General features: G+C 66.9%; 27 protein-coding genes and 4 tRNA genes. 6 read left to right on the forward strand and 25 right to left on the reverse strand.

The window, feature by feature from the left end; genetic code table 11:
• Positions 1-263: 263 nt before the first annotated feature.
• The 8 genes from O5O53_RS01545 to O5O53_RS01575 are packed head-to-tail and all read right to left on the reverse strand — an operon-like array spanning position 264 to position 7,948.
• Positions 264-485, reverse strand: coding sequence for a hypothetical protein (locus O5O53_RS01545; protein WP_239355877.1), 222 nt, complete (start codon positions 483-485; stop codon positions 264-266).
• The gene (locus O5O53_RS11665) at positions 478-711 is read right to left on the reverse strand and encodes a colicin E3/pyocin S6 family cytotoxin (protein ID WP_181889771.1); all 234 of its coding nucleotides are present in this window, start codon (positions 709-711) and stop codon (positions 478-480) included. Before O5O53_RS11665 ends, O5O53_RS01545 begins: the two co-directional genes overlap by 8 nt.
• Positions 712-763: 52 nt before the next feature.
• On the reverse strand, positions 764-3,028 hold the full coding sequence (locus O5O53_RS01550) for a choice-of-anchor M domain-containing protein (protein ID WP_269508411.1): 2,265 nt from the start codon (positions 3,026-3,028) through the stop codon (positions 764-766).
• Positions 3,025-3,858: an anchored repeat-type ABC transporter permease subunit gene (locus O5O53_RS01555; protein ID WP_437177834.1), complete on the reverse strand. Its 834-nt coding sequence runs from the start codon at positions 3,856-3,858 to the stop codon at positions 3,025-3,027. Before O5O53_RS01555 ends, O5O53_RS01550 begins: the two co-directional genes overlap by 4 nt.
• 28 nt (positions 3,859-3,886) lie before the next feature.
• A complete protein-coding gene (locus O5O53_RS01560; protein WP_269508415.1) occupies positions 3,887-4,639 on the reverse strand; it encodes an anchored repeat-type ABC transporter ATP-binding subunit in 753 nt (250 codons plus the stop codon).
• Complete coding sequence (locus O5O53_RS01565) at positions 4,636-5,490, reverse strand: choice-of-anchor M domain-containing protein (protein ID WP_269508417.1); 855 nt, start codon at positions 5,488-5,490, stop codon at positions 4,636-4,638. Before O5O53_RS01565 ends, O5O53_RS01560 begins: the two co-directional genes overlap by 4 nt.
• Positions 5,487-6,989, reverse strand: a complete 1,503-nt coding sequence (locus tag O5O53_RS01570) for an anchored repeat ABC transporter, substrate-binding protein (RefSeq protein WP_269508419.1) — start codon at positions 6,987-6,989, stop codon at positions 5,487-5,489. Before O5O53_RS01570 ends, O5O53_RS01565 begins: the two co-directional genes overlap by 4 nt.
• Positions 6,986-7,948, reverse strand: a complete 963-nt coding sequence (locus O5O53_RS01575; protein WP_269508421.1) for a choice-of-anchor M domain-containing protein — start codon at positions 7,946-7,948, stop codon at positions 6,986-6,988. The genes O5O53_RS01570 and O5O53_RS01575 overlap by 4 nt, the downstream gene beginning before the upstream one ends.
• Positions 7,949-8,120: 172 nt before the next feature.
• Here O5O53_RS01575 and O5O53_RS01580 point away from each other — a divergent pair, with 172 nt between their 5' ends.
• Positions 8,121-9,203: an HNH endonuclease signature motif containing protein gene (locus O5O53_RS01580; protein WP_269508423.1), complete on the forward strand. Its 1,083-nt coding sequence runs from the start codon at positions 8,121-8,123 to the stop codon at positions 9,201-9,203.
• A 64-nt stretch (positions 9,204-9,267) separates the two neighbouring features.
• Here the strand turns inward: O5O53_RS01580 and rplA are convergent, their stop codons facing one another.
• The 9 genes from rplA to O5O53_RS01625 all read right to left on the reverse strand — a co-directional run bounded on the left by rplA (position 9,268) and on the right by O5O53_RS01625 (position 13,716).
• Positions 9,268-9,975: a 50S ribosomal protein L1 gene (gene rplA / locus O5O53_RS01585; protein WP_269508425.1), complete on the reverse strand. Its 708-nt coding sequence runs from the start codon at positions 9,973-9,975 to the stop codon at positions 9,268-9,270.
• Between the two features lie 64 nt (positions 9,976-10,039).
• Positions 10,040-10,468: a 50S ribosomal protein L11 gene (rplK, locus tag O5O53_RS01590; RefSeq protein ID WP_034997189.1), complete on the reverse strand. Its 429-nt coding sequence runs from the start codon at positions 10,466-10,468 to the stop codon at positions 10,040-10,042.
• A gap of 171 nt (positions 10,469-10,639) precedes the next feature.
• Positions 10,640-11,563, reverse strand: a complete 924-nt coding sequence (gene nusG / locus O5O53_RS01595; protein ID WP_269508427.1) for a transcription termination/antitermination protein NusG — start codon at positions 11,561-11,563, stop codon at positions 10,640-10,642.
• A gap of 115 nt (positions 11,564-11,678) precedes the next feature.
• Entirely contained in the window at positions 11,679-11,996 is a 318-nt protein-coding gene (secE, locus tag O5O53_RS01600) for a preprotein translocase subunit SecE (protein WP_181889763.1), read from the reverse strand.
• 21 nt (positions 11,997-12,017) lie between these two features.
• A tRNA-Trp gene (locus O5O53_RS01605) sits at positions 12,018-12,093 on the reverse strand.
• 64 nt (positions 12,094-12,157) lie between these two features.
• Positions 12,158-12,229: transfer RNA gene (locus O5O53_RS01610), tRNA-Met, on the reverse strand.
• 39 nt (positions 12,230-12,268) lie between these two features.
• Positions 12,269-12,341, reverse strand: a tRNA-Thr gene (locus tag O5O53_RS01615).
• 200 nt (positions 12,342-12,541) lie between these two features.
• Positions 12,542-12,626, reverse strand: a tRNA-Tyr gene (locus O5O53_RS01620).
• Between the two features lie 64 nt (positions 12,627-12,690).
• Positions 12,691-13,716 carry a polyprenyl synthetase family protein gene (locus tag O5O53_RS01625; protein ID WP_269508429.1) on the reverse strand — a complete coding sequence of 342 codons (1,026 nt, stop codon included), beginning with the start codon at positions 13,714-13,716 and terminating at the stop codon, positions 12,691-12,693.
• A 95-nt stretch (positions 13,717-13,811) separates the two neighbouring features.
• Here O5O53_RS01625 and O5O53_RS01630 point away from each other — a divergent pair, with 95 nt between their 5' ends.
• Positions 13,812-15,032: a geranylgeranyl reductase family protein gene (locus O5O53_RS01630; RefSeq protein WP_437177829.1), complete on the forward strand. Its 1,221-nt coding sequence runs from the start codon at positions 13,812-13,814 to the stop codon at positions 15,030-15,032.
• Here O5O53_RS01630 and O5O53_RS01635 read toward each other — a convergent pair.
• Positions 15,029-15,718, reverse strand: a complete 690-nt coding sequence (locus O5O53_RS01635) for a demethylmenaquinone methyltransferase (protein ID WP_269508433.1) — start codon at positions 15,716-15,718, stop codon at positions 15,029-15,031. The two genes, O5O53_RS01630 and O5O53_RS01635, sit on opposite strands and share 4 nt — an antisense overlap.
• A 93-nt stretch (positions 15,719-15,811) precedes the next feature.
• Here O5O53_RS01635 and O5O53_RS01640 point away from each other — a divergent pair, with 93 nt between their 5' ends.
• From O5O53_RS01640 to O5O53_RS01655, 4 genes are read left to right on the forward strand one after another with little or no spacing between them, the layout of a single operon-like run.
• Positions 15,812-16,048: a tudor domain-containing protein gene (locus O5O53_RS01640; protein WP_038609556.1), complete on the forward strand. Its 237-nt coding sequence runs from the start codon at positions 15,812-15,814 to the stop codon at positions 16,046-16,048.
• 36 nt (positions 16,049-16,084) lie between these two features.
• Positions 16,085-17,008 (forward strand): metal ABC transporter substrate-binding protein, encoded by a 924-nt coding sequence (locus tag O5O53_RS01645; RefSeq protein WP_066529067.1) that lies wholly within the window; start codon positions 16,085-16,087, stop codon positions 17,006-17,008.
• Positions 17,005-17,730, forward strand: a complete 726-nt coding sequence (locus O5O53_RS01650) for a metal ABC transporter ATP-binding protein (RefSeq protein WP_034997179.1) — start codon at positions 17,005-17,007, stop codon at positions 17,728-17,730. Before O5O53_RS01645 ends, O5O53_RS01650 begins: the two co-directional genes overlap by 4 nt.
• Positions 17,727-18,650 (forward strand): metal ABC transporter permease, encoded by a 924-nt coding sequence (locus tag O5O53_RS01655; RefSeq protein ID WP_051952118.1) that lies wholly within the window; start codon positions 17,727-17,729, stop codon positions 18,648-18,650. Before O5O53_RS01650 ends, O5O53_RS01655 begins: the two co-directional genes overlap by 4 nt.
• Here O5O53_RS01655 and O5O53_RS01660 read toward each other — a convergent pair.
• From O5O53_RS01660 to O5O53_RS01690, 7 genes are all read right to left on the reverse strand, one after another.
• Positions 18,551-19,228, reverse strand: coding sequence for a metal-dependent transcriptional regulator (locus O5O53_RS01660; protein WP_038609549.1), 678 nt, complete (start codon positions 19,226-19,228; stop codon positions 18,551-18,553). The two genes, O5O53_RS01655 and O5O53_RS01660, sit on opposite strands and share 100 nt — an antisense overlap.
• 32 nt (positions 19,229-19,260) lie before the next feature.
• Entirely contained in the window at positions 19,261-20,484 is a 1,224-nt protein-coding gene (locus O5O53_RS01665) for a glycosyltransferase family 4 protein (RefSeq protein WP_269508435.1), read from the reverse strand.
• 64 nt (positions 20,485-20,548) lie between these two features.
• The gene (locus tag O5O53_RS01670; RefSeq protein ID WP_269508437.1) at positions 20,549-20,959 is read right to left on the reverse strand and encodes a DUF3592 domain-containing protein; all 411 of its coding nucleotides are present in this window, start codon (positions 20,957-20,959) and stop codon (positions 20,549-20,551) included.
• Positions 20,956-22,572, reverse strand: a complete 1,617-nt coding sequence (menD, locus tag O5O53_RS01675; protein WP_269508439.1) for a 2-succinyl-5-enolpyruvyl-6-hydroxy-3-cyclohexene-1-carboxylic-acid synthase — start codon at positions 22,570-22,572, stop codon at positions 20,956-20,958. Before menD ends, O5O53_RS01670 begins: the two co-directional genes overlap by 4 nt.
• Positions 22,573-23,139, reverse strand: coding sequence for a hypothetical protein (locus tag O5O53_RS01680; protein WP_239307132.1), 567 nt, complete (start codon positions 23,137-23,139; stop codon positions 22,573-22,575).
• Between the two features lie 70 nt (positions 23,140-23,209).
• Positions 23,210-24,790 carry an SLC13 family permease gene (locus O5O53_RS01685; protein ID WP_269508441.1) on the reverse strand — a complete coding sequence of 527 codons (1,581 nt, stop codon included), beginning with the start codon at positions 24,788-24,790 and terminating at the stop codon, positions 23,210-23,212.
• Positions 24,791-24,840: 50 nt separating this feature from the next.
• A complete protein-coding gene (locus tag O5O53_RS01690) occupies positions 24,841-25,803 on the reverse strand; it encodes an o-succinylbenzoate synthase (protein ID WP_085956855.1) in 963 nt (320 codons plus the stop codon).
• Positions 25,804-25,817: the final 14 nt, after the last annotated feature.

Raw genomic sequence — 25,817 nt, forward strand, 5'->3', positions numbered from 1 at the left:
CGCCCGGAGCATCTTGCCTATCGACGTTCGCTTCGCGCGAAGCTGACGTCTATAAGCAAAAATGCCCCGTGCAGAAGCACGAGGCATACGTTGGAGTGTGCCGCGTTTCTCCTGCGTGGGTCGGCCCCGTAAGTGGAGCGCCTTCGACTCCCTCACGAGAGTGACCGACGGTCTTCGGTGAAACTTGAGCTCGGCCTTTGCGGGCCGTTCAAACTTCGGTAGGGAATGCTAGCGGGTGGACGCGGGTTTAACCAAATCGCGGTTTACGCGGGCTGGCGGTTACGGCGGCGGTTCTCCAGGATCTCGCCGAGCCTAGAGCCGTAGCGCGCCCAAATCGCGCCCTCTTCCGGAGTGAAACCGAGGTACTCGTCGAGGGTGAGATCCTCACTTCCGGGGGCGGATTCGTGCCAGGCATCCACCCAGTCATCGATGTCACCCGGCTGCGCGGTGCCTTCCAGGCAGCGTTCCACAAACGTCTTAAACATCGATCCTCCTCCCTCGTTTGGCTTCTCCAATTTTTTCTCCGGTGATCGCGTCAAATACGCCGAGATGTATCCCCCGCAGGTTATAGCCCTCAATGTGGCCGTGTAAAGGGTCATACTCAAAGAGACGCTTTTCTTTGAGATCACGCCACCTGGGCGGACCGCTTCTACTCAGCCGCTCCAGTTTGTCCAAGAATCCCGGCCTCGGCCGAGGTATATAGCTCGCCATAAAACCCTCCCCACCCGTTAGACGTTGTGGAGAGAGTTCCGGTTCCCTTGCTTTACGACGTGCTCCGCTCCACCTTCCGCAGCAATCTCGCCGCCGCGACGAACAGGACGCAACCGCCGATGAGCGCCATGACGCCCACGCCGATGGCGAGTCCCGCCCAGAATCCGCCCGCGGTCGGCGACGGGTCCGCCGCCTGGCCGTCTGGCTGCGCGCCGGCTGCGTCGAGCGACGAGTGGATCCCGGTGCCGCTTCCGCCGGCGGGGTTGCGCGACGGGGCGTAGTCGTCGGAGGCGGATGATGCCTCAGACGTCGCGGGGCTGCTCGTGGCCCTCGCGGCCCTCGTGGACTTGGAGTCTTCCCGGGAGTCGGCGCTGGTCTTGCTTTTACTGGTTTGCTGGTTGCTGGGCTTGCTTGAGGGTTTGCTGGCTCGACTGCGTTCCGGCGCGCGCTGCGCCTGCGCCGCCGGTTTCGCGGAGGATGGCTCCGCTGCACGAGCCGGCTCAGCCTGAGCCGGCGCAGCCTGAGCCGGCGCAGCCTGGGCGGGTACCGGTTGCTGGGCGTGAGCGGCCTGGGCCGGCGCCGCCGGCGTTGCCAGCGTCGAAACAGCCCCTGAACCGCCTTTGCCGCCGTCGTTGGTCTTGCGCGCCAGCGGCGCGAGCGTGTCGCCCGCCTTCTTAATCTCCTTTTCCAGCGAACGGATGCCTTCCGCGAGCGCGCCCGGCAGCGTGAGCTTGCCCTTGCCGGCGCCGGCCCCGCCAGCGCCTGCGTCGCCGAGCCGGCCGTCGCGTGCGGCGGCGACGGCCTCGTCGCCCACGGCGAAGGTGGCCACCAGGTCCTCGGAGAAGTCCTCGCCGGAGGCGGACGTGCCGGAGAAGGTGAACGTGGCGGTGTACGCGCCGGGCTCGGTGAACCCGAAGCCTTGGTGGTCGTGCGCGTTGACCGGGTACTCCAGTTGCTTGGAAGCGTCGCCGGAGTCGAGCTCCACGCGCAGGCCCCGCAGGTCCTCGTGCCAGGTGTAGATGCGCCCGGGCCCGGACACGTCGCGCATGGACACTGTGACCTTCGAACCTTGCGACAGCGCGCCGGCGCCCACCCGGGTGGTGGAAAAACCCAGCCAAGGCAGGTTCTTCTCCTGCGCCTGCGGCAGGATCCACATCGCCTCAGGCGGCTCCGGGAAGCTCTCGCGCGCGCCTTCCGGCAGCGTCTTCTTGGCCGCGTCGGGCACGGCGAAAATGAAGCTGCCGGATTCGCGTTTGGCCTGGTTGTGGGGGTCGGAGTCGTCGATAAGCATTGCGCCTATCGACGACCCTTCGGCCACCAACGCCATATCCATATGTCCGGCCTCGATGAGCTTGCGCCGGTCCTCGGCCGCGGCGGAACCGGTGCTCGTGGGCGTTGGCGCGGTCGTGGACGTGGGCGGCGACGTGGGCGGCGACGTGGGCCGCGACGTGGGCCGCGGCGCGGGCTTCGGCGACGGCTTCGCGCTCGTCGTCGGGCTGGCGGTGGTGGTTTCCTCCGTGGTGTTGGGGGTGCGCAGGTCGGTGGTGGTGCCCTCGGGGAGGCCGACGGTGGTGTCGTCGCCGACGAGCCAGTACTGGGTCACCGGCTCGGAGCGCTCCACCCCGCCGCCTTTGAGCTCGGCGCGGCCCTGCCAGGTCATCTCGTAGATGCCTGGTTCGGAAAATGTCCAGGTGAAGTGGCCGTGGCCGCCGACGTCGTAGGTGATGGTGCGCATGTCCTCGTCTGCGGAGCTAAACAGCCGCTCCGGGTCACCCACGCGCGAGGAGAAAAACACGTTGACGTCGCCGGGGCCGTCCATCTCCACCAGGTCGAAGTGCATGACGTCGTCGACGAAGTTGTCCGGGATCTCGCCCGCCTCGTGCGCGGGGTCGAAGGCGCCCAGGCCAGACCAGATGGGCCGCCAGCTGTCGGTCCAGTCCGCGGACTGCGGCGCGGCCCACACGGTGCTGCCGGGCTCGCCGAGGAAGTCCAAGGAGCCGTCCTCAGGCACGGTCAAGGTGGACACGTCGTTGCCGTCGGCATCCGCGTCCGGGGCGAGGCGGAAGCAAACCTTTTCTTGGTCGGTGACCTGCTGGCCGTCCACCGCCATCACGGTGAGCTTGTCGTTTTTGTAGGTGCCGTAGAGCGCGTCGTTGTGGGAGTGGTAGAGCAGTTTGCGCCCGGCGCACGGGTGGTCGATCTTCCCCAGTTCCACGCTGTGGCCCGGGTCGCCGGGGTTGTGCTCCGCGGCCTGCGCAAGCGGCGCGGCCGCGAACATGAGCACCGCTACGGCTGCTGCTGCAACGAATCGCTTCACCGTTTCACCCCCTGAAGCCAGCCGGCCAGCGCACCGCGCTTCGGGGCGAACAGCCAGCTCAGCGCAAAGATGGCGGTCACGGCCAAAACGATGGTCGCGCCCGTGGGCGAGTCGTAGGACCACGCCAGCCACACCCCCATCACGCTGCCGGCCACGCCGAACGCGGCGGCGATGCACATCATCGCGCCCAGCTTGTCCGTGAACAGGCGCGCCGCGGCGGCCGGGGTGATCAGCAGCGCCACCACCAGGATGTTGCCCACCGTCTGCACCGCCAGCACCACTGCAAAAGTCACGCACAGGTACAGCGCCAGATCCAGCGCGGCGACCGGCAGGTTCATCGCGCGGGCGGTCTCCCGGTCCAGTGCCACCGCTGTGAGCCACGGGCGAAGCGCCACCACCACGGCCACAATCAGTGCGCCGGCGGCGGCGTGGATGGCTAGTGTGGCGGAGCTGACGCCCGTCAGCGAGCCGAACAGGAACGAGCTGACGGAGGCGGTGTAGCCCTCCGCACGGGAGATCACCACCAGGCCGAAGGCGAACGCGGCGGTGAACACGATGCCGATCACGGAGTCCTCTTTAATGGTGCGCCGCTGAGACATCACGGCGATCAGCACCGCGACGATCGCGCCGGCCACCGCCCCACCCAGCAGCACGGAGACCTGCCAGGCAAACGCCACCGCGATGCCGGGGAATACGGCGTGCGCCACCGCGTCGCCGATAAAGGCCATGCCGCGCAGCACCACAAAACAGCCCACCACCGCGCACAGCACCGCCGCGATCACCGCGGCCACCAGCGCGCGCGGCAGAAACGCCAGCTGGGGGTTGGCCATGTCGGCCAGGAATTGCACAAACGAAATCTCAGGCACGGGCAGCCTCCAAATGCGCTCGCACGCCGCGCAGCCACGGCGAATCCTCGTCGACGGAGAAGGTGCGGGTCCACGGGGCGTCGTCGTTAAGCTCATGCGTCGCAGCATCGGCGACGACCCCGCGGTTGAACAGCACCAAGCGGTCGCAGGAATCGATGGCCTCGGCGATGTTGTGGGTGGACATGACAACGCCGAGCCCCCGGTCCACCAGGCGGCGGAACAGCCGCAGCAGGTGCTCGGTGGTGGGGATGTCCAGGCCGGTAAACGGTTCGTCGAGAAGCAGCATGCCCGGCCGCCGCACCAGGGTGCGCGCGATAAGCACACGCTGGCGCTGGCCGCCGGACAGGTCGTGGATTGGTCGCGCGGCCAGGTCGGTCAGGTTGACCATTTCCAAAGCTCGCTCGGCGGCACGGTGCTCGCGCTCGCCAGCGCGGTGCCACCACGGGCGCTGGCCCAGAGTGGCGTTGAGTGTGGCGTCATAGACGTCGATGGGGAAATCCCAGGCCACGTTGTGCGCCTGCGGCACGTACCCCACCACCTTGCGCACCGGGCGCCTGCCAGCGGAAACCGTCCCGGCGTCCGCGGGGATAAGGCCTAACACCGCACGCATGAGGGTGGTCTTGCCCGCGCCGTTGGGCCCGAGCAGGCCGACGAACTCGCCGCCGCGCAGCGTGAGGTCCACCCCACGGAACACGTCGCGGCCCGGATACGACACCGCCAGGTCGCGCACCTCAATCCTTCTCATCGGCGGCCCCGCACAACAAACAGCGCAATCAAAGCGAGAAGCAGCACGCCCGCACCCGCCAGCAGTCCGATTTTCAGACCGTTGTTCTGCTGCTCCGCGCCGGCCTGCCCCTCAGCCCGAAACTCACCGAACTGGGCATCCGCCGCCTCCGCCGGGTCAACACCCACGGCGATGCGCACGACCTGCTCGTCGGTGTGCACGGTGCCGTCTTGGTCCTCCACCGTCGCGCGCACACCCACCAGGTGGGCGCCCGGCTCGGTGAACACCCAGTTGGCGTGGGTGTGCGTGTTCGGCTCCACCCACATCGACTGCGTGCCGGGCTCCTGCTCGTTCCACAGCTGCTGCGGCTCGTGGAACCCGCCGGGCTGGACAAACAGCGAGAACTGACCCGGGCCTTCGTGCCCGCCGAACTCCAGGCTCATCCCGTTGGCGGAGCGTTCCAGAAGCGACGGCGCCTGCGAGTTCCACCCCAGCCACGGCACGCCGGCAACCTCGGTCTGCGGGATCACCCACACCTCGGCCCCCGGCTTCGCGCCGGTGAACGCGAACTGGTCGGTCTCCGGCAGGGTCTGCTTCGCGCCGTCGCCGACGGCGAAGACCACGTCCTCGAGGTGGCGCCACACGGGCGTGTCCTGCGTGTCGTCGCGCACCAGGAACTGCATTTTCCCGTCGGCGAAGACGGGGCCCAGGTCCGCGTGGCCGGCGTCGATGACGGCGTGCTCGCCCAGCGGGGCGACCTGCTCGTCGGCGCCGACGACCTGCTGCAACGCCGGGTCGTTGTCCGGTACCTGGGCAGCAGCGACGGGTGCGGCCGCGATCATTGCGGCGGTGATAATGGCGGGAATCTTCATGGTTGTCCTTTCAAACATTTGCTTATCGACGCCCCATTGGCCCGCACCAGATCCACATACGTCTGCGCAGGCCCCTCCCCCGGCGGGTCCAAGGTGTCGCCCCAGATCGGGCACACCTCAACCCCGTGCGAGGCAGCGGTTTCGTTCAAAACGGGCGTTTCGTCTTCCTCGCCGTGCTCGACGAACACGGCCGGCACGCCCAGGTTGTCCAGCGTGCGCGACAACGCCATCAGATCGCGCGGGCTCGGCTCCACGCTCGGATTCGGGGTGACAAACCCGGCCACGCGCAGCCCGTAGGCGCGCGCCAGGTAGGCGTAGCCGTGGTGGGTGGTGACCAGGTTGCGGTTGGTCTCCGGGACCTGGTCGAGCTGCTCGCGCACCTCCTGCGCCACCTGCTTGAGCTGGGCGCGATAGCGCTCGGCGTTGTCGGCGTACGTGCTGGCGTGGCGCGGGTCGGCCGCGGACAGCTCGTCGCGCACCACCTGCACCACCGCGTCCATCGCGGCCGGGTCGTGCCAGATGTGCGGATCCAGCTCGCCGTGGACGTGGCGGCCCAGCACCGCCTGCGGCAGCAGGTACGTCTCCTCGCCCGGGTCGCCGAGAAAGCGGAACTCGCGCTGCGGCGGGATCGGCTGCAGCGTCTTCGACGGCACCACAACCACCGTGCCCGCGGGGTCCAGGTCGCCCTCGTCGTCCGTGCGCAGGGTCAGCTGCGTGTTGTCGTTGCCGGCGACCGTGGCGATGTCCACGTGCCCGCGCTCCACCGCATGCTTGCCCGGGGCGGCCTGCGCCGGGTCCTGCCCCACCACGAGGGTGACCGTCTGCTCTGTCTGGCTGCGCACCGGCGCGTCCACCGCGTCGCGCACCGAGGCGCGAAGCCGCAGCTCGTACACGCCGGGCGCGGAAAAGGCCCAGCTGACGTGGGTGTGCGCGTCCACCGGCAGCGTGGTGGCGCCACCCGTGGAGTCGAACAGCAGCTCCGGGGTGCCAAAGGTGCCGAGGATGAAGGCGGAGGCGGTGCCGGGCCCGGAGGCGTCGACAAGCTCAAGCTCCGCCACCGCCGTGCGCGGCAGATCCGCCGCAAACCGCAACCCCAGCCACACCGTGTCCAGGCTCGCGTCCTCCACCAGCGGAATCGGCGCGTAGCCGAAGCGCTGCGTCTGCTCCGCCAGCGCCACCACCCGCGCCTGCGGGCGCGCCGTCGCATCAATCGTGCGGGTCAGCGCCTGCGGCTCCAGCAACAACCCGTTGGTAAACACCGCGTCCGCGTACGCGATATCGCGCGTGTTGTGCAGCGTCGGCTCGTACGAGTGCGGGTCGGCACCGCGGCGCATCAGCGTCTTGACCTCGGCGTTATCGCCAGCGACGTTCTGTACGACGTCCGCAAGAATGCTTGTCGACGCCACCACGTTCAACCCCTCAACCTCCCCCGGAGCCTGCGAGCAGCCCGTAAGAGCAACGGCGAACGCGCACGCCGCCAACGCCCGGGCACGCCTCACTTCCCAACCCCCGCAAGTGCCAACAGCTTGCGGCGCAGCGCCGTATCCAGGCAGCACATCGCCGCGCCGAACACCGCCACGCCGAGGCCGAGAATCGCGAACGGGACGGTCATCACCGTCGTGCCGGTCTCCGCAAGCGTGTCCGGGCGCTCTTCGGCGGGCTGCTCCTGCTGGGCTGGTTGCTGCGCCGGTTTCTCGGCCGGTTGCTGCGCAGGTTTCTGGGCCTGCTTCTCGGGTTGCTGCTGAGCCGCCTTCTTCGTTGCGGTGCTCGATTGCGCAGCACTCGTCGCCGCCTTGGGCTGCGCGGCGGGTGCCTCCGTAGGCGCCTCCTCCTTCGCCGCCGGCGCCGCCTCCCCGTCGCCGACGATCCAGGTGTAGGTGGCCTCGTTCGAACTCGCGCCGCCGCCGGTGGCCACAACGCGCATCTCATACGTGCCGGGCTCGGTGAACAGCCAATTCGCGTGGACGTGGGCGGGCTCCTCCTGGGCGATCACGGAGCCCGTCTCAAGGCGCGTCGAGCCGCCATCGAGCACCGGATCCAGGGAGCCGAAGCTGCCGGTTTGGAACAGGTAGACCTCGCCGGGGCCGGTGACCTCTACAAACTCCAGATCAATCGCGCCGATATCGCGCGCGCCCTGCGTATCCCAGCCCGGCCAGATCAGATCCGAGCGCTGCGTCTGCGGCAGCATATAGCCGGCCTTGCCGATCTCCGGGATCTCCGCCGTGCGCTCCGTGTACGCATCCTGGCCGACGACCAATTCCACGTCCTCCGGAGCGTGGCGCACGTGGCTGCCGGTGGCGTCTTCCTTCAGATCCAAAGTCAGCTCGCCGCCGTCCGCCGTGACGTTGAACGCGTCGATGTGGCCTTGATCCAGGCGCTGCACCTGCGCGTGCGCCGGCGTGATGCCCAGCACCGCGAGCAGGAACACCGCCAAACTAATGAAAACTTTTTTCAACACTTAATGGAGATTAGTTTCAATAGCTATTGGCGCGGGAAATTTACCCCCATCACGGGGAAAACACAAGGGCCTGCCGCAGCTGTGGATGACTTGGGTGCTTTTTGGGGCGGGTTATCCACAGATTGGGCTCGTGGGGGTTGTGTGGGGTTGCGTTCGATTTAGTGTTCGTGGCATGACCCCGTTCGACGCATTCATTCAGGCGATGGCCGCAGCATCCATGGAGACGCTGCGGCACTTCGACCTGCCCGTCGCGCTGGACGCCGGGATGGCGCCGGATCGAGCACGCGCGTGGGACGCAATGCAAAAGGTGTACTACGGGCCCACCAAGTTCACCCGCAAGCAGGCCTTGGCGGCGCAGAAAGCCCGCGGGTTCTCCCTGGACGAGCTCGCACTGATCGAACGCCGCGTCGGAGGCGTGAAAGATCTCGGCGAGCGGTGGCGGCTGCGGCTGGCCTTGTTGGACGTCACCGGCGGGTACCGCGCGATCGAACGCGCCGCACGAGAGCTGGTGCCCCGCGACGATGACACCCCGAAGAAGAAACAGGTCGCGTTCTCCGCGCCGAAAAACGGGCGGGCGCGCATCACCATCGACACCACCGACCGCAAAGCCGCAGACCTCGAGCACCGCCTGCGGCAAGACATCGACGCCACACAGCCCGCCGCACCCCAGATGGAAGAAGCATTCTGGCGCATCGTCGAAGGCAAAACCGGCGGGGTCATTGCCGCCGCACCACGCCCGATCGTGATGGTGCCGATCACCGAACACGCACGCATCATGGCGGGAGACGGCGACGACATCATCCTGACGCTGACTGACGGCACCACCATGACCGGGGCGGAGTACCTCCAGCAAGAGTTCGGCGAAGCCTTGGAGGTCGCCGCCTTCCACCCCGAGGAAGGGGCGGTGAACCTCTACGACACCGAGCGCTTCGCCAACCAGAAACAACGCGACCTCGCCTGCATGGTCTCGCCCGTGTGCGCGTTTCCGGGCTGCCGCCACGGGGCGTACGGTGCGGAGATTCACCACGTGGACGCGTGGAAACACGGCGGGCTGACCAACATGGACAACCTGGTGCCGCTGTGCAGGTATCACAACCGGATCAACGACGACGACCCCTGGCGTAAGAGTCGCGGCCGCATCACAATGATCAGGGGCGCGCCCTGGTGGATCTCACCCCGCGGGTACCACCTGAAAAACACCGACCGCGGAGCACTCGACCAACTCTTCGGACCCCGAAGCACACCCCTGCCCTAACAACGCGAAACGCCGCCGCCCAACAACGGACGACGGCGATTCGGCGCGCGCGAAAGAAGACGAACTACTTGGTGGCGTAGTTCTTCTCCACGGAGGTGTCCACCGGGACACCCGGGCCCTGGGTTGCGGAGACGGTGATCTTCTTCAGGTAGATGCCCTTGGCGGATGCCGGCTTCAGACGGATGACCTCGTCGAGCAGAGCGCCGTAGTTCTCAGCGAGCTGCTCCGGGGTGAACGACGCCTTGCCGATGATCGCGTGCAGGTTCGACGCCTTGTCCACGCGGAAGGCGATCTTGCCGCCCTTGGAGTCCTGGATCGCCTTGGCGACGTCCGGGGTGACGGTGCCGGTCTTCGGGTTCGGCATTAGACCACGCGGGCCCAGCACGCGGGCGACGCGGCCGACCTTGGCCATCTGGTCCGGCGTAGCGATAGCCACGTCGAAGTCGATCTGGCCGGCGTTGATCTGCTCGATCAGCTCGTCGGTGCCGACGATGTCCGCGCCAGCCTCCTGCGCCTTGGTTGCGTTCTCGCCCTCGGCGAATACAGCGACGCGGACGGTCTTACCGGTGCCGTGCGGCAGGTTGACGGTGCCGCGAACCAGCTGGTCGGCCTTGCGCGGGTCGACGGACAGGCGCATTGCAACGTCGATGGTTGCGTCGTACTTGTCGGAGGAGGTCTCCTTCGCAAGCGTGACGGCGTCGAGCGGGTGGTAGAAGCTGTCGCGGTCGACCTTCGCCAGCTGCTCGATGTAGTGCTTGGACTTCTTAGCCATGTTGGGTTCCTTTCAGGAGTTGTGGTTTGCGGGCCTGGCTTGCGGCCCTTCCACGTGAAGCTCTTTACTTCTCGACGTCAATACCCATGGAACGGGCAGTACCAGCGATGATCGCAGCACCTGCCTCGATATCGCGGGCGTTGAGGTCGTTCTTCTTGGTCTCGGCGATCTCCTTGCACTGCTCCCAGGTGACCTTGCCAACCTTGTCAGTGTGCGGGACGCCGGAGCCCTTCTTCAGGCCTGCAGCCTTCAGCAGCAGCGACGCTGCCGGCGGGGACTTCAGGATGAAGTCGAAGGAGCGGTCCTCGTAGACCGTGATCTCCACCGGCACGATGTTGCCGCGCATGGACTCGGTTGCGGCGTTGTAGGCCTTGGTGAACTCGACGATGTTCACGCCGTGCGCACCGAGAGCCGGACCGACCGGCGGGGCCGGGTTGGCCATGCCTGCTTCGATCTGCAGCTTGATCAGGCCGGTGACCTTCTTCTTTGCCATCGCATTACCTCCTAGTTACAGCACCCGCAGCCACGATGAGCTGCCGCGGGGCTTCCGGATGCCGGGGGTAGACCCAGCCACCGGGGATTTACAAGAATTGAAAACGTCGCGCGTGCGTGCACGCGCGACGAATCAGGATACGCCGTGAGGACGTCGAGAAGCAAAACGCTCCTACATGATGCGCTCGATCTGGTCGGCGGTCAGCTCCACCGGGGTCTCGCGGCCGAAGATGGACACCAGCGCCTCGATCTTGCCGGTCTCCGGGTCGATCGCGTTGATGGTGGCGGACACGCTCGCCAGCGCGCCGGAGAGGATCGTGACGGCCTCGCCGACCTTGTAGTCGTGCGCGAGCTTCTTCGGTGCCTCTTCCTCCGGCATCGCCACGACGGTCTCGCCCTCGGCGTTGACCTCCGGCTTCGCACCGGTTGCGGCGGACTTGGGAAGCAAGAACTTTGCGACGTCCCGGTGCTTCACCGGCGTCGCATTACCCTCGTTGCCCACGAACGAGGTCACACCCGGGGTCTCACGGACCACGGACCAGGCAGCGTCGTTCATGTCCATGCGCACGAGCACGTAGCCCGGCAGAAGCTTGCGCTTGACCAGCTTCTTCTTGCCGTCCTTGTTCTCGATGGCCTGCTCGATGGGCACGACAACCTCGTAGATGGAGTCCTCGACCTCGAGGGTCTGGGAACGCATCTCCAGGTTGGTCTTCACCTTGTTTTCGTAGCCGGAGTAGGACTGGATGATGTACCAGTCGCCCGGCTGCTTCTTCAGCTCGCGGGTGTACTCGCGCAGGCGGCGCTTGTACTCGCTGTCGGAATTGGCGTCTGCCTCGGCGCCGGTGTCGCCCTCGGCGGCCTCGATGGTGTTCAGGTCGGTCTCCTGGACCGGCTCCTCCACCGCGCCCTCGGCTGCGCCCTCGCCGCTACTGTCGCTCTCCTCGTCGGAGGAGTCACCGCCCTCGGTGCCGGCCGGGTCGTCGTCGCCGCCGTTCAGGACCGGGTCGGTGGACGGCTGCACGGGCGCGCCCTCGTCGATCATTTCCTGCTCGTTGTTCTCGATTGCGCCTTCAACGTCTTTGTTTGCCTCAGTCATGGGTGTGTCTCCTCATCCGTCGAAACGTGTGCGCCCCAGGGTACCGGGGCAAAAATTATCCCGCCCTCCTCGGCGTCCGAGGCGGCGGGAAAAGTTTGTGCGCGTTGAATTGTACCTAGCGGATGAAGATCCAGCGAATCAGCCACGATGCCAGCGCGTCGGTGCCCCACACGAAGATGGTCAGCACGATCAGGAACGCAAACACGATGAGGGTGTAGTTGAGCATCTGCTTGCCGGTCGGCCAGATGACTTTGTTCATCTCGGAGACGACTTCGCCCGGGAAGGCGGCGACGCTGGAGCCGTCCTTCTCGTCCGCGTCGTCGGCGACGGGGGCACGCTTCGCTTCGTAGCCCTCGGAGGAAACGGGAGAAGCCCCACGCAGCTGACGCTTGCCGGTCGGCTGTGCGGGGTTTTGACCGTTGGGGTTAGTCACAAAAACTCCTCCAGGTTGTTTTGGCAGGGGCGACAGGACTCGAACCTGCAACCTACGGTTTTGGAGACCGTTGCGCTACCAATTGCGCCACGCCCCTAGGGCACTCGTTCAAGTGCGCCTAACCCTACCACGGTCACCTTTCGGCTCCCGTTTGAGGTGAGTAGCGATGGAGAGAATTGAACTCTCGACACAGCGATTATGAGTCGCTTGCTCTACCACTGAGCTACACCGCCCTGGTGTTCGCCGGGCCAAAAGGCCCCAGCAAACAACAGAGCCCCCTGACAGAATCGAACTGTCGACCTTTTCCTTACCATGGAAACGCTCTGCCGACTGAGCTAAGGGGGCACAGCCTCTGTGTTGTGGATCTTCGCTTTCGCTCTGACCCGCTCCGTTGAAGCCTTGGAAAGATTAACCCGATGTTGTTTTCAAACACAAATCGCCAGGCAGTTGCGGGTTTTTTAGGCGGTTACGGTGTGCACTTTAGACGTCGTGAAGCAATTGCTTAACGACGAAACCCCGCCGGTGAAACCGACGGGGTTTGCGTGTGGTGCCAGGTAGAAGATTCGAACTTCTGAAGGCAATGCCGGCGGATTTACAGTCCGCTCCCTTTGGCCGCTCGGGCAACCTGGCAAGCACGTTCAAAGTGCGGGATTTACTCTACAACACGGTCCCGCGATCGGTGCAAATCGGCAGGTTAACCGACCCGTTCGACGGTCATGCGGGTCATGGTGCGAAGCGCTTCGCGGGCGGGGCCTTCTGGCAGGGCGTCGAGTTCGCGCTCCACTGTCTCGACGTAGCCGCGCACGGTCTCCAGGGCGCGCTCGCGCCCCCGGGTCTGGCCGAGCAGTTCGAGCGCCCAGGCGACGTCCGCGTCGTTGGTGAGCGGGCCGGTGAGCAGCCCGCGCAGCTCCTCGCCGGCGGGCGAGTCCTCTTGCAGCGCGTAGAGCACCGGCAGGGTGAACACGCCCTCGCGCAGGTCGGTGCCGGGGGTTTTTCCGGACTGTTCAGGGTCGGAGAAGATGTCGATGATGTCGTCGACGATCTGGAAGATCATGCCCACCGCGTCGCCGATGCGGGCGCAGCGCGCCACCACCTCGTCGGAGGCGCCGGCGTGGCGCGCGCCCAGGTAGGCGGCGGAGGAGATGAGCACGCCGGTTTTTTCCTCGATGACTTTCAGGTAGTGCTCCACCGGGTCCGCCGCGCCCGTGCCGTCCGCGCCGACGGTTTCGCGCATCTGGCCGGTGACCAGCTCGGAGAAGGTGTCCGCGAAGTGGGCCACGGTGTCCAGGTCCATCAGGCTCATCTGCCGCGACGCGTGGGCGAACAGGATGTCGCCGGCGAGGATGGCCACGGTGTTGGTCCAACGGGTGTTGGCGGATTCCACGCCGCGGCGGCGCTCGGCTTCGTCCATGACGTCGTCGTGGTAGAGCGTGGCCAGGTGCACCATCTCGGTCGCCGCGGCGCCGCGGATGACGTTCTCAGCGCCGGGGTTCGGCCCGAACTCGCTGCACAGCAGCGCCATCATGGGGCGGAAGCGCTTGCCGCCGGCTTTTGCCAGGTGGGTGACTTTGTCGGTGAGGAAGCTCTCCCCGCGGGAAAGTTCCGTCATCAGCAGCTCCTCCACCGCTTCGAGCCCGGTGTTGAGCCGGGTGTTGAGCGCGTCGTCACCCAGGTCCAGGTTGAATCCGTGGCGCGGTGACGGAGTGGTGCCGTACGTCATAGATAACGTCCTTGCAGGTTGGATGGGCCCATGTGTAACGCACTAACCGTAGCCCAATAACCCCGCCGGGTGCACTTGCGGGTGGCGCTGGCAGAATGTGGCGCGTGAGTGAGTTGTTCGACCTCGTCGTTGTGGGCGCAGGCCCTGCGGGTTCCGCCGCCGCGATCGCCGCGCAAAGGGCCGGCATGAGCACCCTGCTTCTCGACGCGCAATCCCCCCGCCGCGACAAAACCTGCGGGGACGGGCTCACGCCGCGGGCCGTCGATACGCTTGCGCGCCTGGGGCTTGAGGTGCCCGCGTACCGCAACTTCGGGCTGAAGCTGCACGGCTTCGGCGGCGATGTGGTCGCGCCGTGGCCGCGCGGCGAGGGGTCCGCGTCCCCGCGCGCGAAATTCGACGCCATGCTTGTCGACGAAGCTTCGCTCGCCGGCGCCACCGTCCGCCACGACTGCGCCGCGACGGGGGTGCGTTTCAGCGACGGGGCGATCAGCGCGGTGGAGACTTCCGGCGGCGTGGTCCGCGCCCGCTGGGTGATCGTGGCGGACGGGGTGCGCTCCCCCTTCGGCAAGCTGCTGGGGCGAAAGTGGCACCGCGGGCAGGTCTACGGGATCGCGGCGCGCTCCTACTGCGCGTCTCCGTATGCGGACGAGCCGTGGATGCACTCGCACGTGGAGCTCCGCGACGCCGACGGGGTGATCCAGCCCGGCTACGGCTGGATCTTCCCACTCGGCGACGGCACCGTGAACCTCGGCTGCGGCGCACTGTCCACGGACGCGCGCCCGGCGAAGGTGAACACGAAGAAGCTGCTCGCCCTGTACGCCTCGCAGCAGCGCGAGGCGTGGCAGCTCGCCCCGGAGCAGTCGGTCGCCTCGGCGCTGCTGCCGATGGGCGGGGCGGTGTCCAACGTGGCGGGGCCGAACTGGGCGCTGGTCGGCGACGCCGCGGCGTGCGTGAACCCGCTCAACGGCGAGGGCATCGACTACGGGCTGGAAACGGCGGTCGCCGCCGTCGAGCTGATCGCGGACGGCGGGGACCTCACGCTCGCGTGGCCGGCGCTTCTGCGCGAGCACTACGGCGAGGCGTTCACCCTGGCCCGCACCCTGGCGCGTCTGCTCACCTACCCACAGTTTTTGCCGCTGGCGGGCCCGGTGGCGCTGCGCGGGCTGGGCGGGCGCTACCTCATGCCGGCGGCGGCGCGGCTGATGGGCAATCTCGTGGGCGAGGAGGACCGGGACCTCGTCGCAAGGCTGTGGCGTTTGGCTGGCAAGGGCGCGCGGGCGGCGTCCGGCGGCCAGCCACTTTGGGACGTGCGCTAGGCCGGCTTGACCGCGCTGTGCAGCGCGACGATGCCGCCGGTGAGGTTCTGCCAGCCGGCATCGGTCCAACCGTTGGCGTTAATCGCCGCGGCGAGCTCTTCCTGGCCGGGCCAGGCGCGGATGGATTCGGCGAGGTACTCGTAGGCCTCCGCGTTGGAGGAAAATAGCTTCGCCAGCGCCGGCACCGCCAGCGGCAGGTACTCCTTGTACAGCGTACGGAAGCCGGGCACGACGGGCGTGGAGAACTCGTTGACGGCGAGGCGCCCGCCCGGCTTGGTCACGCGCGCCATCTCGCGCAGGCCGGCCTCGAAGTCGTGGACGTTGCGCAGGCCGTAGGAGATGGTCACCGCGTCGAAGGTCTCGTCGGCGAACGGCAGGTGCATCGCGTCGCCGACGACCTTGGGCACGTCGCGGTCCTTGCCGGCGGCGAGCATGCCCTGGGAAAAGTCGCAGGCCACCACCCACGCGCCGGACTTGCCCAGCTCCACGGTGGACACGGCGGTGCCGGCGGCCAGATCGAGCACGAGCTCGCCGGGCTTTAAGTCCAGGCGCTCGCGGGTGCGACGTCGCCAGTACTTGTCCAAGCCGAACGACAGCACGGTGTTCGTCGTATCGTACTTCGCGCCGACATCGTCGAACATCCCCGCGACGTCGAAGGGCTTTTTCTCCAGATCCGCCTTGGCCATGGTGCGCAAGTCTACTTTGCCACCCACAAACGGAGGCCGTACGACAACACAACACTTGCAAGTTCGGCGTGCCGAACTTTATTATTCGCCGGTATGGGACTTGATGACTCCAACATGGGCGCATGGCTCGAAGCCATCGCATTGTTCGAGACCGCCCGCGAAGGCGACTACCTCGCGTCCGCGCGGCTCGTGCGCTCCAGCGCCAACCCGGAAGACGTCACGCTCAACCTGATGCGGCTGCTCGCCGTCTACCTGCACGACGAATCCCCGGAAAAGCTCGACCGATTCATTGCCACGTCCCACCGCGTCGGCCCGCCGCCGCTTCTCTAACCGCACGGAAAAGTACACAGAAAGAAAAGGACCAACATGCTGAAATCCAAGGTGCTCGCGCTCGCCGCCACGGCTGCGCTAACTGCCGGCCTCGCAGGCTGTTCGCAGGACAGCGCCGACGCCGCAGGCGGCAAAGACACCCCCGTGGTACTCACCACGTTCACGGTGATCCAGGACATCGCTTCGAACGTCGCCGGCGACCACCTGCGGGTGGAGTCCATCACCAAACCCGGCGCGGAAATCCACGGCTACGAGCCCACCCCGGGCGACATCTCGCGCGCCTCCGACGCCGACCTGATCCTGGACAACGGCATGAACCTGGAAAACTGGTTCTCCCAGTTCGTCGCCGACCTGGACGTGCCCCACGCCGTGGTCAGCGAAGGTGTCGACCCGATCGACATCGCGGAGGACGCCTACGCCGGCAAGCCCAACCCGCACGCCTGGATGAGTCCGGTGAACGTGCAGAAGTACGTGGACAACATCGTCGACGCGTTCAGCGAACTCGACCCGGAGCACGCCGATGATTTCAAGGCCAACGGCGAAACATACAAGCAGGAACTGCAGGCTGTGCAAGACGAGCTGGAAACCAAGCTCGCCGCTGTCCCCGACAAGCAGCGCGCCTTGGTCACCTGCGAAGGTGCGTTCTCCTATCTGGCTCGCGACGCGAAGTTGACCGAGCGCTACATCTGGCCGGTCAACGCTGAGCAGGAAGCCACCCCGCAGCAGATCGCCGGCGCGATCGAGTTTGTGAAGGAAAACAACGTCCCGTCTGTGTTCTGTGAATCCACGGTCTCTAACGCGCCGATGATGCAGGTCGTGAAGGCCACCGGCGCGGAGTACGGCGGCACCCTCTACGTCGATTCGCTTTCTGAGGAAAACGGTCCGGTGCCGACCTACCTGGATCTGATTCGCCACGACACGAAGGTGATCATCGACGGTTTGAACGGGGGCAAGCAGTGATCCCCGCAATCGCGGTTGACGATGTTGCGGTGCGCTACGGCGACGTCGTCGCGCTCGACGGCGCAACTTTGAGCGTCCAACCAGGCCGTATCTGTGGGCTGATCGGGATGAACGGCGCGGGCAAATCCACGCTACTCAAGGCGATCATGGGGTTGGTCAAGCCGGATCGCGGCACGGTTCGTATCAACGGCATCGACCCCATGCGCGCCCGCAAGACGCAGGTGCTGGGCTACGTCCCGCAGAGCGAGGACGTGGACTGGCAGTTCCCGGTCACAGTGCGTGATGTGGTCATGATGGGCCGCTACGGCCACATGGGCTTTACCCGCCACGCGCGTGCGGAGGACATTGCGGCTGTGGATCGCGCGCTTGAGCGCACCCACCTTGAGTCGTTCGCAGACCGCCAGATCGGTCAGCTTTCGGGTGGCCAGAAGAAGCGTGCCTTCATCGCCCGCGGTATCGCTCAGGGTGCGAGCATCATGCTTCTCGACGAACCCTTCGCCGGCGTGGACAAACATTCCGAGGCCACCATCACTGAGCTGCTGCGTGACCTCGCGGCAGAAGGCACCACTATTTTTGTGGTGACGCACGACCTGGTTGCCTTGCCCCAGCTCGCGCCGGAGACAGTGCTGTTGAACCGCCGGGTGTTGATGCACGCCCCGACTGAAGTGGTGTTAGAGCCGGACAATTTGGTACAGGGCTTCGGTATGGGGGTGTCAGCATGATTGCGCTGCTTACGGAGCCGTTTGGGTACGAGTTCATGATGCGTGCGCTTGCGACCTCGCTGGTGGCGTCGATTGTCTGCGCGCTGTTGTCGTGCTGGCTGGTGTTGGTTGGCTGGTCGCTGATGGGCGATGCGGTAAGCCACGCTGTCCTGCCCGGCGTGGTGCTGGCCTACATTCTGGGCGTGCCGTTTGCCGTCGGCGCGGTGGTGTTCGGGTTCCTTGCGGTGGCACTGATCGGGCTGGTGCGCGATACGTCCCGGGTGAAGGAGGATGCGGCCATTGGCATTGTGTTCACCACCATGTTCGCGCTGGGGCTCGTGCTCATTTCGGTAACCCCTTCGCACACGGATCTGAACCACATCATCTTCGGCAATCTGCTTGGTGTGTCCCGTGGGGACCTGCTGCAGGTGGCCATCCTGGGAGCGATCGTGTTGAGCGTGCTGGTGCTCAAGCGGCGCGACTTCACCCTCTACGCGTTCGATCCCACCCATGCACACGCGATTGGGTTGAATCCGCGCCTGCTCGGTGCGGCCCTGCTGGCACTGCTGGCGCTGACGTCAGTGGTGGCACTCCAGGCCGTTGGCGTGATCCTGGTGGTGGCGATGCTGATCATCCCGGGTGCGACCGCCTACCTGCTCACCAACAAATTCGGCACGATGCTGATCATCGCCCCGACCATGTCGGCGGCGTGTGCGATTGTGGGCCTGTACTGCTCCTACTACCTGGACACGGCCTCTGGCGGCATGATCGTGCTCGCCCAAGGTGTGGTGTTTGGTGTGGTGTACCTGTTCGGCCCGCATGGGGTGCTGCGGGGTCGTCGTTACGCATCCACGCGCACGAAGACGGAATCCGTGGCTTCCTCGCCGAGCGGCACCGCCTCCGCCGCGCCGGCAAGCCGGACCGCGACCGCGCCGGAGTAAGGGGCACCCTCTCCCACCTCGAGGGTTGCGCCGACGACGAGCCCGTGACTGTCGAAGAATTGCAGCAGTTTCGGGTCGTCGTCGGCAATGCGTTCAATCGTGGCCTTCTGCCCCGGCTGCACGCCGGTCAGTGGGACGGCCTCGGGGGCATCAACACGCCCGCTGGCTGAGGGGATGGGGTCACCGTGGGGGTCGCGGCTGGGGTAGTCCAAAAACGCGTCGATGCGGTCGACCATAAAGTCGCTCACCGAGTGTTCGAGGTTTTCGGCCTCGTCGTGCACCTGGTCCCAGGTGTAGCCCAACGCCTCCACCAAAAACGTTTCAATCAGGCGGTGGCGGCGGATCATCGCCACCGCGTACGTGCGGCCTGTGTCGGTCAGCTCGACGGCGCCGTAGGGCTTATGTTCCACCAGGCCCTGCTCGCCGAGCTTGCGCACCCCGTCGGAGACGGTGGATTTGCGCAGTCCAAGGTGCTTGGCCACTGACGACGGTGTCACCGGCGTATCTGACCACTCCGAAAGCGCCCAGATGCCTTTGAGGTAGTTCTGGGTACTGGTGGACAGGTCGCCGACGGACATGCTCGCCACTCTACTTGGCGGCGCGCATGCGCCTACGCGGTGTCGCCGCGCCGCGCTTGCCTGCGGGATTGGCCTAGGCGTGCCGGTGCCCAGCGCGGCAGGGCCACGTCGCGGCCGAACAGGCTGACCACCTTGCGCTCGTAGGAGTCCAGCACCTCGGTGTAGTAACCCAGCAGCTGGTCGCCGAGTGCGGCCCAGGTCTTGTCGGCCACGGACTCGCGGGCGGCGGCCTGCAGGGTGGCGTGGCGGGCGTCGTCGAGGATCCAGCGCGCGGCGTCGTAAAGCTCCTGCTCGAAGGTCCCCACCTCGAGCAAAAGCCCGTTGTCGCCGTGTTTGATCAGGTCGATGGGCCCGCCCGCGCGCGGGCCGATCGTGGGCACGCCCGAGGCTTGCGCTTCCTGGATGGCCTGGCAGAACGTCTCAAACTCGCCGGTGTGCACGAACAGGTCCAGCGACGCGTACGCGCGGGCGAGCTCCTCGCCGGACAGCGCCCCGGTGAACACCGCCGAAGGCAGGGTCTCGGCAAGGCAATCCCGCTCCGGGCCGTCGCCGACGATGACGAGTTGGACCGCAGGGTCGTCGACAAGCGGGGCAAGGCGGTGCACCGACTTCTCCGCGGCCAACCTGCCCACGAAGCCGACGATCTTCTTCTCGCCCGTGGGATCCCACATGCGGCGCAGCACGTCGGAGCGCTTTGCCGGATTGAACAGCTCGGTGTCCACGCCGCGGCCCCAGTGGCGCACGTTGTTGATGCCGTGGGACTCGAGCATGCGGATATAGCTCGACGACGGCGCCAGCGTCATCTCGCTCATGTTGTGGATCGTGCGCGTCCAATCCCACGCCAAGTTCGCCACCATGGGCAGGTGGTACTTGGTGGCGAAGCCGGCGACGTCCGTCTGGTACAGCGCCACCGCCGGCACACCGAGCTGGCGCGCCGCGAACACGCCGGCCCCGCCGAGGACGAACGGGCTAGCCAGGTGGATGATGTCCGGCTTGAACCCGGACAGCGCCGCCGCGACGGTGGAGGTGGGCACGCCGATCGGCAGCGAATCCACCAGGGGGACCATGACGGTGGGCACGCGGACGATCTCGAAGCCCAAGTAGTCGGGGATCTCGTCCTGGAAGTCGCGCGCGCCGGGGGCGACCACCATCGCCTCGTGGCCTTCGCGCTTGAGGTGCTCGAGCACGCGCAGCACCGAATTGGTCACTCCGTTGACGTTGGGGAGGAAAGACTCCGCCACGATTCCCACTCGCATATCAGGCACTCTCCCACTGCAATCCAAATTTGCCGCCAATTTTGGTTGAACCAAACATGAATTTTTACCCCTCCGGCGCCCACCGTCCGGCAGCGAACCACGCCGCGGCGGCGACGAGCGTGGCCACCGCCCACATCGACAGGGCGGGCAGAAGCGCCAGCGCCCAGCCGCGGCCTTCCACCTTGACCAGGTCAGGGTCGGTTTTGTCGTAGGTCACCCACACCTGCTGCCCCTCCCCCAGGCCGGTCGGGTACAACAGCCCGCGCGGCGGGGAGACCAGCTGGCCGTCTTCGGTCTGGTACTCCACAAAGGTGCGCATGCGCCCGGCTTCGGTGACTATCGCGGTGCCGCGGCCGGGGTTGGCCTGGATGCGGGCGTCGTTGAGCGCGGGACCTGCGACCATGGCCACGCTGCCGAGGGTGGCAAAGGCGTAGAGCGCGAGCACCACCTGGTGCGCGCGGCGGCGCCACCTCATCGGTTCAGGCGCGCCGCCAACGCTCGGCGGGTGGTGCGTGTGGTGGCGGCCTCCACGACGGTGATCGGGTTCGGCTGCGCCTCGAGCTCCAGCAGCGCCTCGTTGAGCTCGGCGAGGGTGTCGGCGCGCCGGTAGTCGGCGCCGTACGCTTCCGCCAGCTGCTCGATGTCCGCGCCGTGCGGCGTGCCGAAGACCCGCTCAAACGCGCCGCGGAGGTGATCCGCACCCGGCTCGAGGGCTTCGAAGATGCCGCCGCCGTCGTCGTTGGCCACCACGATGGTGAGGTTGCCCGGGCGCGGCTCGTCGGGCCCGATGAGCAGGCCGTTGGCGTCGTGGATAAAGGTCAGATCCCCCATGAGCGCGACGGTGCGCGGTGCGCGGATCTCGTCCGGGCGCAGCGCCTGGGTGGCCAATGCCACGCCGACGGCCTGGGAGACGGTGCCGTCGATGCCCGCAGCACCCCGGGCGGAATAGGTGTCCACGCCGTCGAAGGGCATGCCCACGAACGACGCGTCGCGCACCGGGTTGGACGAGCCGAGCACCAGCGTGTCGCCCACGCCGAGGGTGTCGCACACCGCGGCGGCGACGTGCAGGCCGGTGAAGCCGAACTCGTCTTCCGTGAGCGCTTGGCGCACGGTGTCGGCGCCGACGTCGCCGGCGGCCTCGCAGATCTTCAGCCACGTGTCCGTGGGCTGGCCGGCGGCGTTGACGCGCGAGCCGCGCTTGTCGGGCTGGCCGGTGAACGTCTCGGTGCGCGAGATGCCGACGACCTCGATGTCCGGGTCCGCCAACAGCGCCATCACGTCGCGGTGCAGCGTCGGGTGGCCGACCACGATGACCTGCTCCGGCTTGGTGTCGGCGGCGAAGTCGCCCCCGTCGTGGGAGATGGCCACCTCGGACTGGGCGAAAAATCGCGCGGCCAGCGGGTGCACCTGGTGGAACGGCGTGGGCGCGGTCGGCTCAGCGATGGTGGGCACGTGCTCGAGCCCCGGCACCTCCGATGCCTCGTCGCCGGCGATGACCAGGGTGTTGCGGGTCAGGTCCACGTCCACAGCGCCGTGATCGACCCAGTCGCGCGCCCCCTCGAGCGCGCCCGGCCCAACCCGGCGCGGCTGCCCCACCGGCTCCGGCAGCTGCTCCGGCACGAGCGGGGTGTCCAGGGCCACGTTGATGTGGACCTGGGTGGCGTCGAAGGTGGCCGCGTGGACGTCGTCAAGCGATTGCACCTGCTGCGTTTCGGCGTAGCGGCCGAAGATGCCCTGCTGCCAGATGGTCTGGCTCGCCCCGGTGCCGACGAGGCGCTCCGGGCGGTCCGCGCTGATCACCGCGAGCGGGGTGTGGGACATGTGCGCCTCGATCACCGCCGGGTACGCATTCGCCACGGCGGTGCCGGAGGTCATCACCACGCCGACGTGGCGGCGCTGCACTCGTGCCAAACCGAGGGCGGTGAAGGCAGCGGAGCGCTCGTCGATACGCATGTGCACCCGCACGTCGCGGCGCGCGAGCAGCGCGTATGCCAGCGGCGAGTTGCGCGAGCCCGGGCTCATGACCACATCGGTGCAATGCTTGGCGACGAGCTCCGCCACCGCCGCCGCAATCTCCATAGCTGCCATCTACTGCTCCTGTAGGTACTCGTCCGCGCCGCCGCGCAGCTGGTCCAGAATGTCGCGGGCGCCGTCGCGGATCTCGCGCTCAATCTCGTTCGGATCCGGAGCCGGCTCGGTCGGCTCCAGCGTGGCGGTGGGGTTGTCCCGGTCGCGGAAAATGGACGGGAACTTGGTGGTGGTCTCCGTCTTCGTCTCGCGCTCGGTGGTGGTTTGCACGATGGTGCTGGTCTCCGTCACCGGCGGCTTGTTCGCCTCCGCCGCCGCGCCGCGCCACAGCACGGCCAGCACCACCGCGGCGATGAAGCTCAGCGCCGCGAACACGCCGAGCGCAATCGCGCCTGCCGACGTGCCCTTCTCCGGCTCCGGCTCATACCCGTTGTCGTAGTACGGGTCCTGGTAGGGCTGCTGGTATTGCTGCTGCTCGTAGGCGGGCTGGGTGTAGCGCTCCTCGTAGCGGGGCTGCGCCTGCGGTTGCTGGTACTGGTTTTGGGACTGGTCCGGGAAGTACTGCCGGGGCCGCTCGCGGCGCGGCTCGCCACCCTGGGGGCCGTACTGTCTCGTCTCGTTATCCATGCGAAATACACTAGCGCGCCCCGCCAAAAGCTCTTGACGGGGCGCGGAAGTGTCGCAGCAGATTCGGGGCTTACAGCACCAGCCCGAACACAGGCACCGCGATGAAGTAGGTGGCCAGCGTGATCAGCACCATGGCGATCACGTTGAGCCAGATGCCACCCTTGATCATCTCGCCCATGGTGACGTAGCCCGACGAGTACGCGATCGCGTTCGGCGGGGTGGCCACCGGCAGCATGAACGCACAGGTGGCGGAAAGTGCCACCGGGATGGCGAGGAGCATAACGTTCATCTCGGTGGCGTCGGTAAGCCCGATGCCCACTGCCACACCGCCCATGATGGGCAGGAAGGTCGCGGCGGTGGCGGTGTTGGACGTCAGCTCCGTCAGCAGCAGCACAAGTGCGGCGACGGCCAGGATGAGCAGGATCATCGGCAGCGACGCCAGGCCCTTCGCCTTCTCACCGATCCACAGCGACAGACCGGTGGCGGTGAACATGCCGGACAGGGAAAGCCCGCCGCCGAACAGCAGCAGCACGTCCCACGGCATCTCGTTGGCAGTCTCCCAGTCCAGCAGGCGCTTGCCGTTTGCGGTGCCCGGCACGATGAACATGAGTAGGCCGGCGATGATGCCCACGATGGCGTCGTCGTACGGGAAGTCCCAGCCGAACTGGTTGATGCCCAGCGGGATGAAGATCCACGCCAGCGCCGCCACCAGGAAGATCAGCCCGACGGCGACCTGCGGGAAGGTCCAGGGGCCAAGCTTTTTCAGCTCCTCGTCGATGAGCTCGCGCCCGCCCGGGATGGTGTCCACTTCGGGCTTGAACACGGTGATGAGCACCCACCACGCGATGAAGGTGAACACCACGGCCACCGGCAGGCCCACCAGCATCCACTCGCCGAAGCCGATGACGATGCCGTGAGCCTCCTCCATGTACCCCTTCAGCAGCGCGTTCGGCGGGGTGCCGATGAGCGTTGCCAGCGAGCCGATGGACGCCGAATACGCGATCGCCAGCATCAGCGCGGTGGCGAAGCGCTTCTGGTTTTTCATCCCGCCGACGGTGTCCGCGGTGAGCATGAGCACCGAGGTGCCGATGGGCAGCATCACCACGGCGGTTGCGGTGTTGGACACCCACATGGACATAAAGCCGGTAGCAAGCATGAAGCCCAAGATGATGCGCTTCGGGCTGGTGCCCACCACCTTGACCACCATCAGCGCCAGGCGGCGGTGTAGGTTCCAGCGCTGCAGGCCCAACGCCATGAGGAAGCCGCCCATGAAGAGGAAGATTGTCGCGGACGCGTACGGCGAGGAGACGTCCTTGAACGGCGCCACGCCTGCCAGCGGGAACACCGCGATCGGGATCAAAGCGGTCGCAGCCAGCGGGATCGCCTCGGTCATCCACCACGCGCCCATGAGCACGGTGGTGGCGGCGACGATGCGCATGGTGTCTGCGGAGTACTCCACGCCTTCCTTGGCGCCGGAGGAATGCGCCACCGTGTCAGCGGCTCCGGATGGGAAGAAGAAGTAGACGAGCGCGGCGAGCACCACGCCGGTGATCAGGCCGATGAGTTGGCGGCGCCACTCGCCGGGTTCGGGTGCTTTGGCGAGGTCGCCGTCTGAAAGTGCGGCGGAATCGTGGATCACGGGAGTCGACATGGCGCAAAGGTTAGCGGGCGCGCCCCCGATTCCAACACGATTGTCCGATTTTACACCCGGAATTGGGGATCTACTGATAGCACCTCTACGCAGGCGCGGACGCGGTCGAACCACCAGTCGCGGCGCTTCGCCGGCGCGCGCAGCCCGTGAAGCCTGTCCGGATCGGGGGTGGTGCGGGTGATCTCCAGCCGGCCGTTCGCGAGCTCGCGCGGCGCGGCGACATCTTCTACGAACAGCCGCTGCGTGGCCAGCCCCGCCGCGCGCGAGCCGGTCAGCTTCGCCGCCACCAGACCCGCGTCCATCCCGACGGCGGTATCCAACGCGCTGGCCACGGTCACATCGAGGTCCAAGTCGCGGGCAATACGCAGAAGCTTATCGACGCCACCTAACGGCGCCACCTTGCACACCGCCACATCAGCCGCCCCGAGTTCGGCCACACGGTACGGGTCGGCGGCGCGGCGGATGGACTCGTCCGCCGCGATCGCCGTGCTGGTGCGCCGTCGGACCTCCGCGAGTTCCTCCACGGTGGCGCAGGGCTGCTCGATGTACTCCAGCTCCCCGAGCTTCTCGGCGGCCTCGATGGCCTGGTCGACGCTCCAGCCGCGGTTGGCGTCCACGCGCAGCTTCGCGTCGGGGCGCAGCTGGCGGACGGCGGCGACGCGCCGGAGGTCGTCGTCAAGCGACTGCCCCTTCTCCGCCACCTTGATTTTGAAGGTGGAAACGCCGGGGTAGCGCGCGAGCACTGGCTGGACGTCCGCGACGGCGGGGATAGTGCCGTTGACCTCGACTTCGCCGTGAGCCTCGGGCAGCCCAGTGAACGCCGCTTCGAGCCCGGCGCGCAGCCACGCGGCGGATTCTTCGGGCCCGTATTCGGTAAACGGGGAAAATTCGCCCCAGCCGGCGGGGCCGTCGATGAGCAGGGCCTCGCGGGTGGTCACGCCGCGGAATTTCACGGCCATGGGCAGGGCGACGACGTGGGCGCGCTCGAGGATTTCGTCGGCGGAAGGCAGCATGGGTGCTTTATACC

It is taken from the genome of Corynebacterium faecium, assembly GCF_027257105.1.
Taxonomy (GTDB): Bacteria; Actinomycetota; Actinomycetes; order Mycobacteriales; family Mycobacteriaceae; genus Corynebacterium; species Corynebacterium lehmanniae.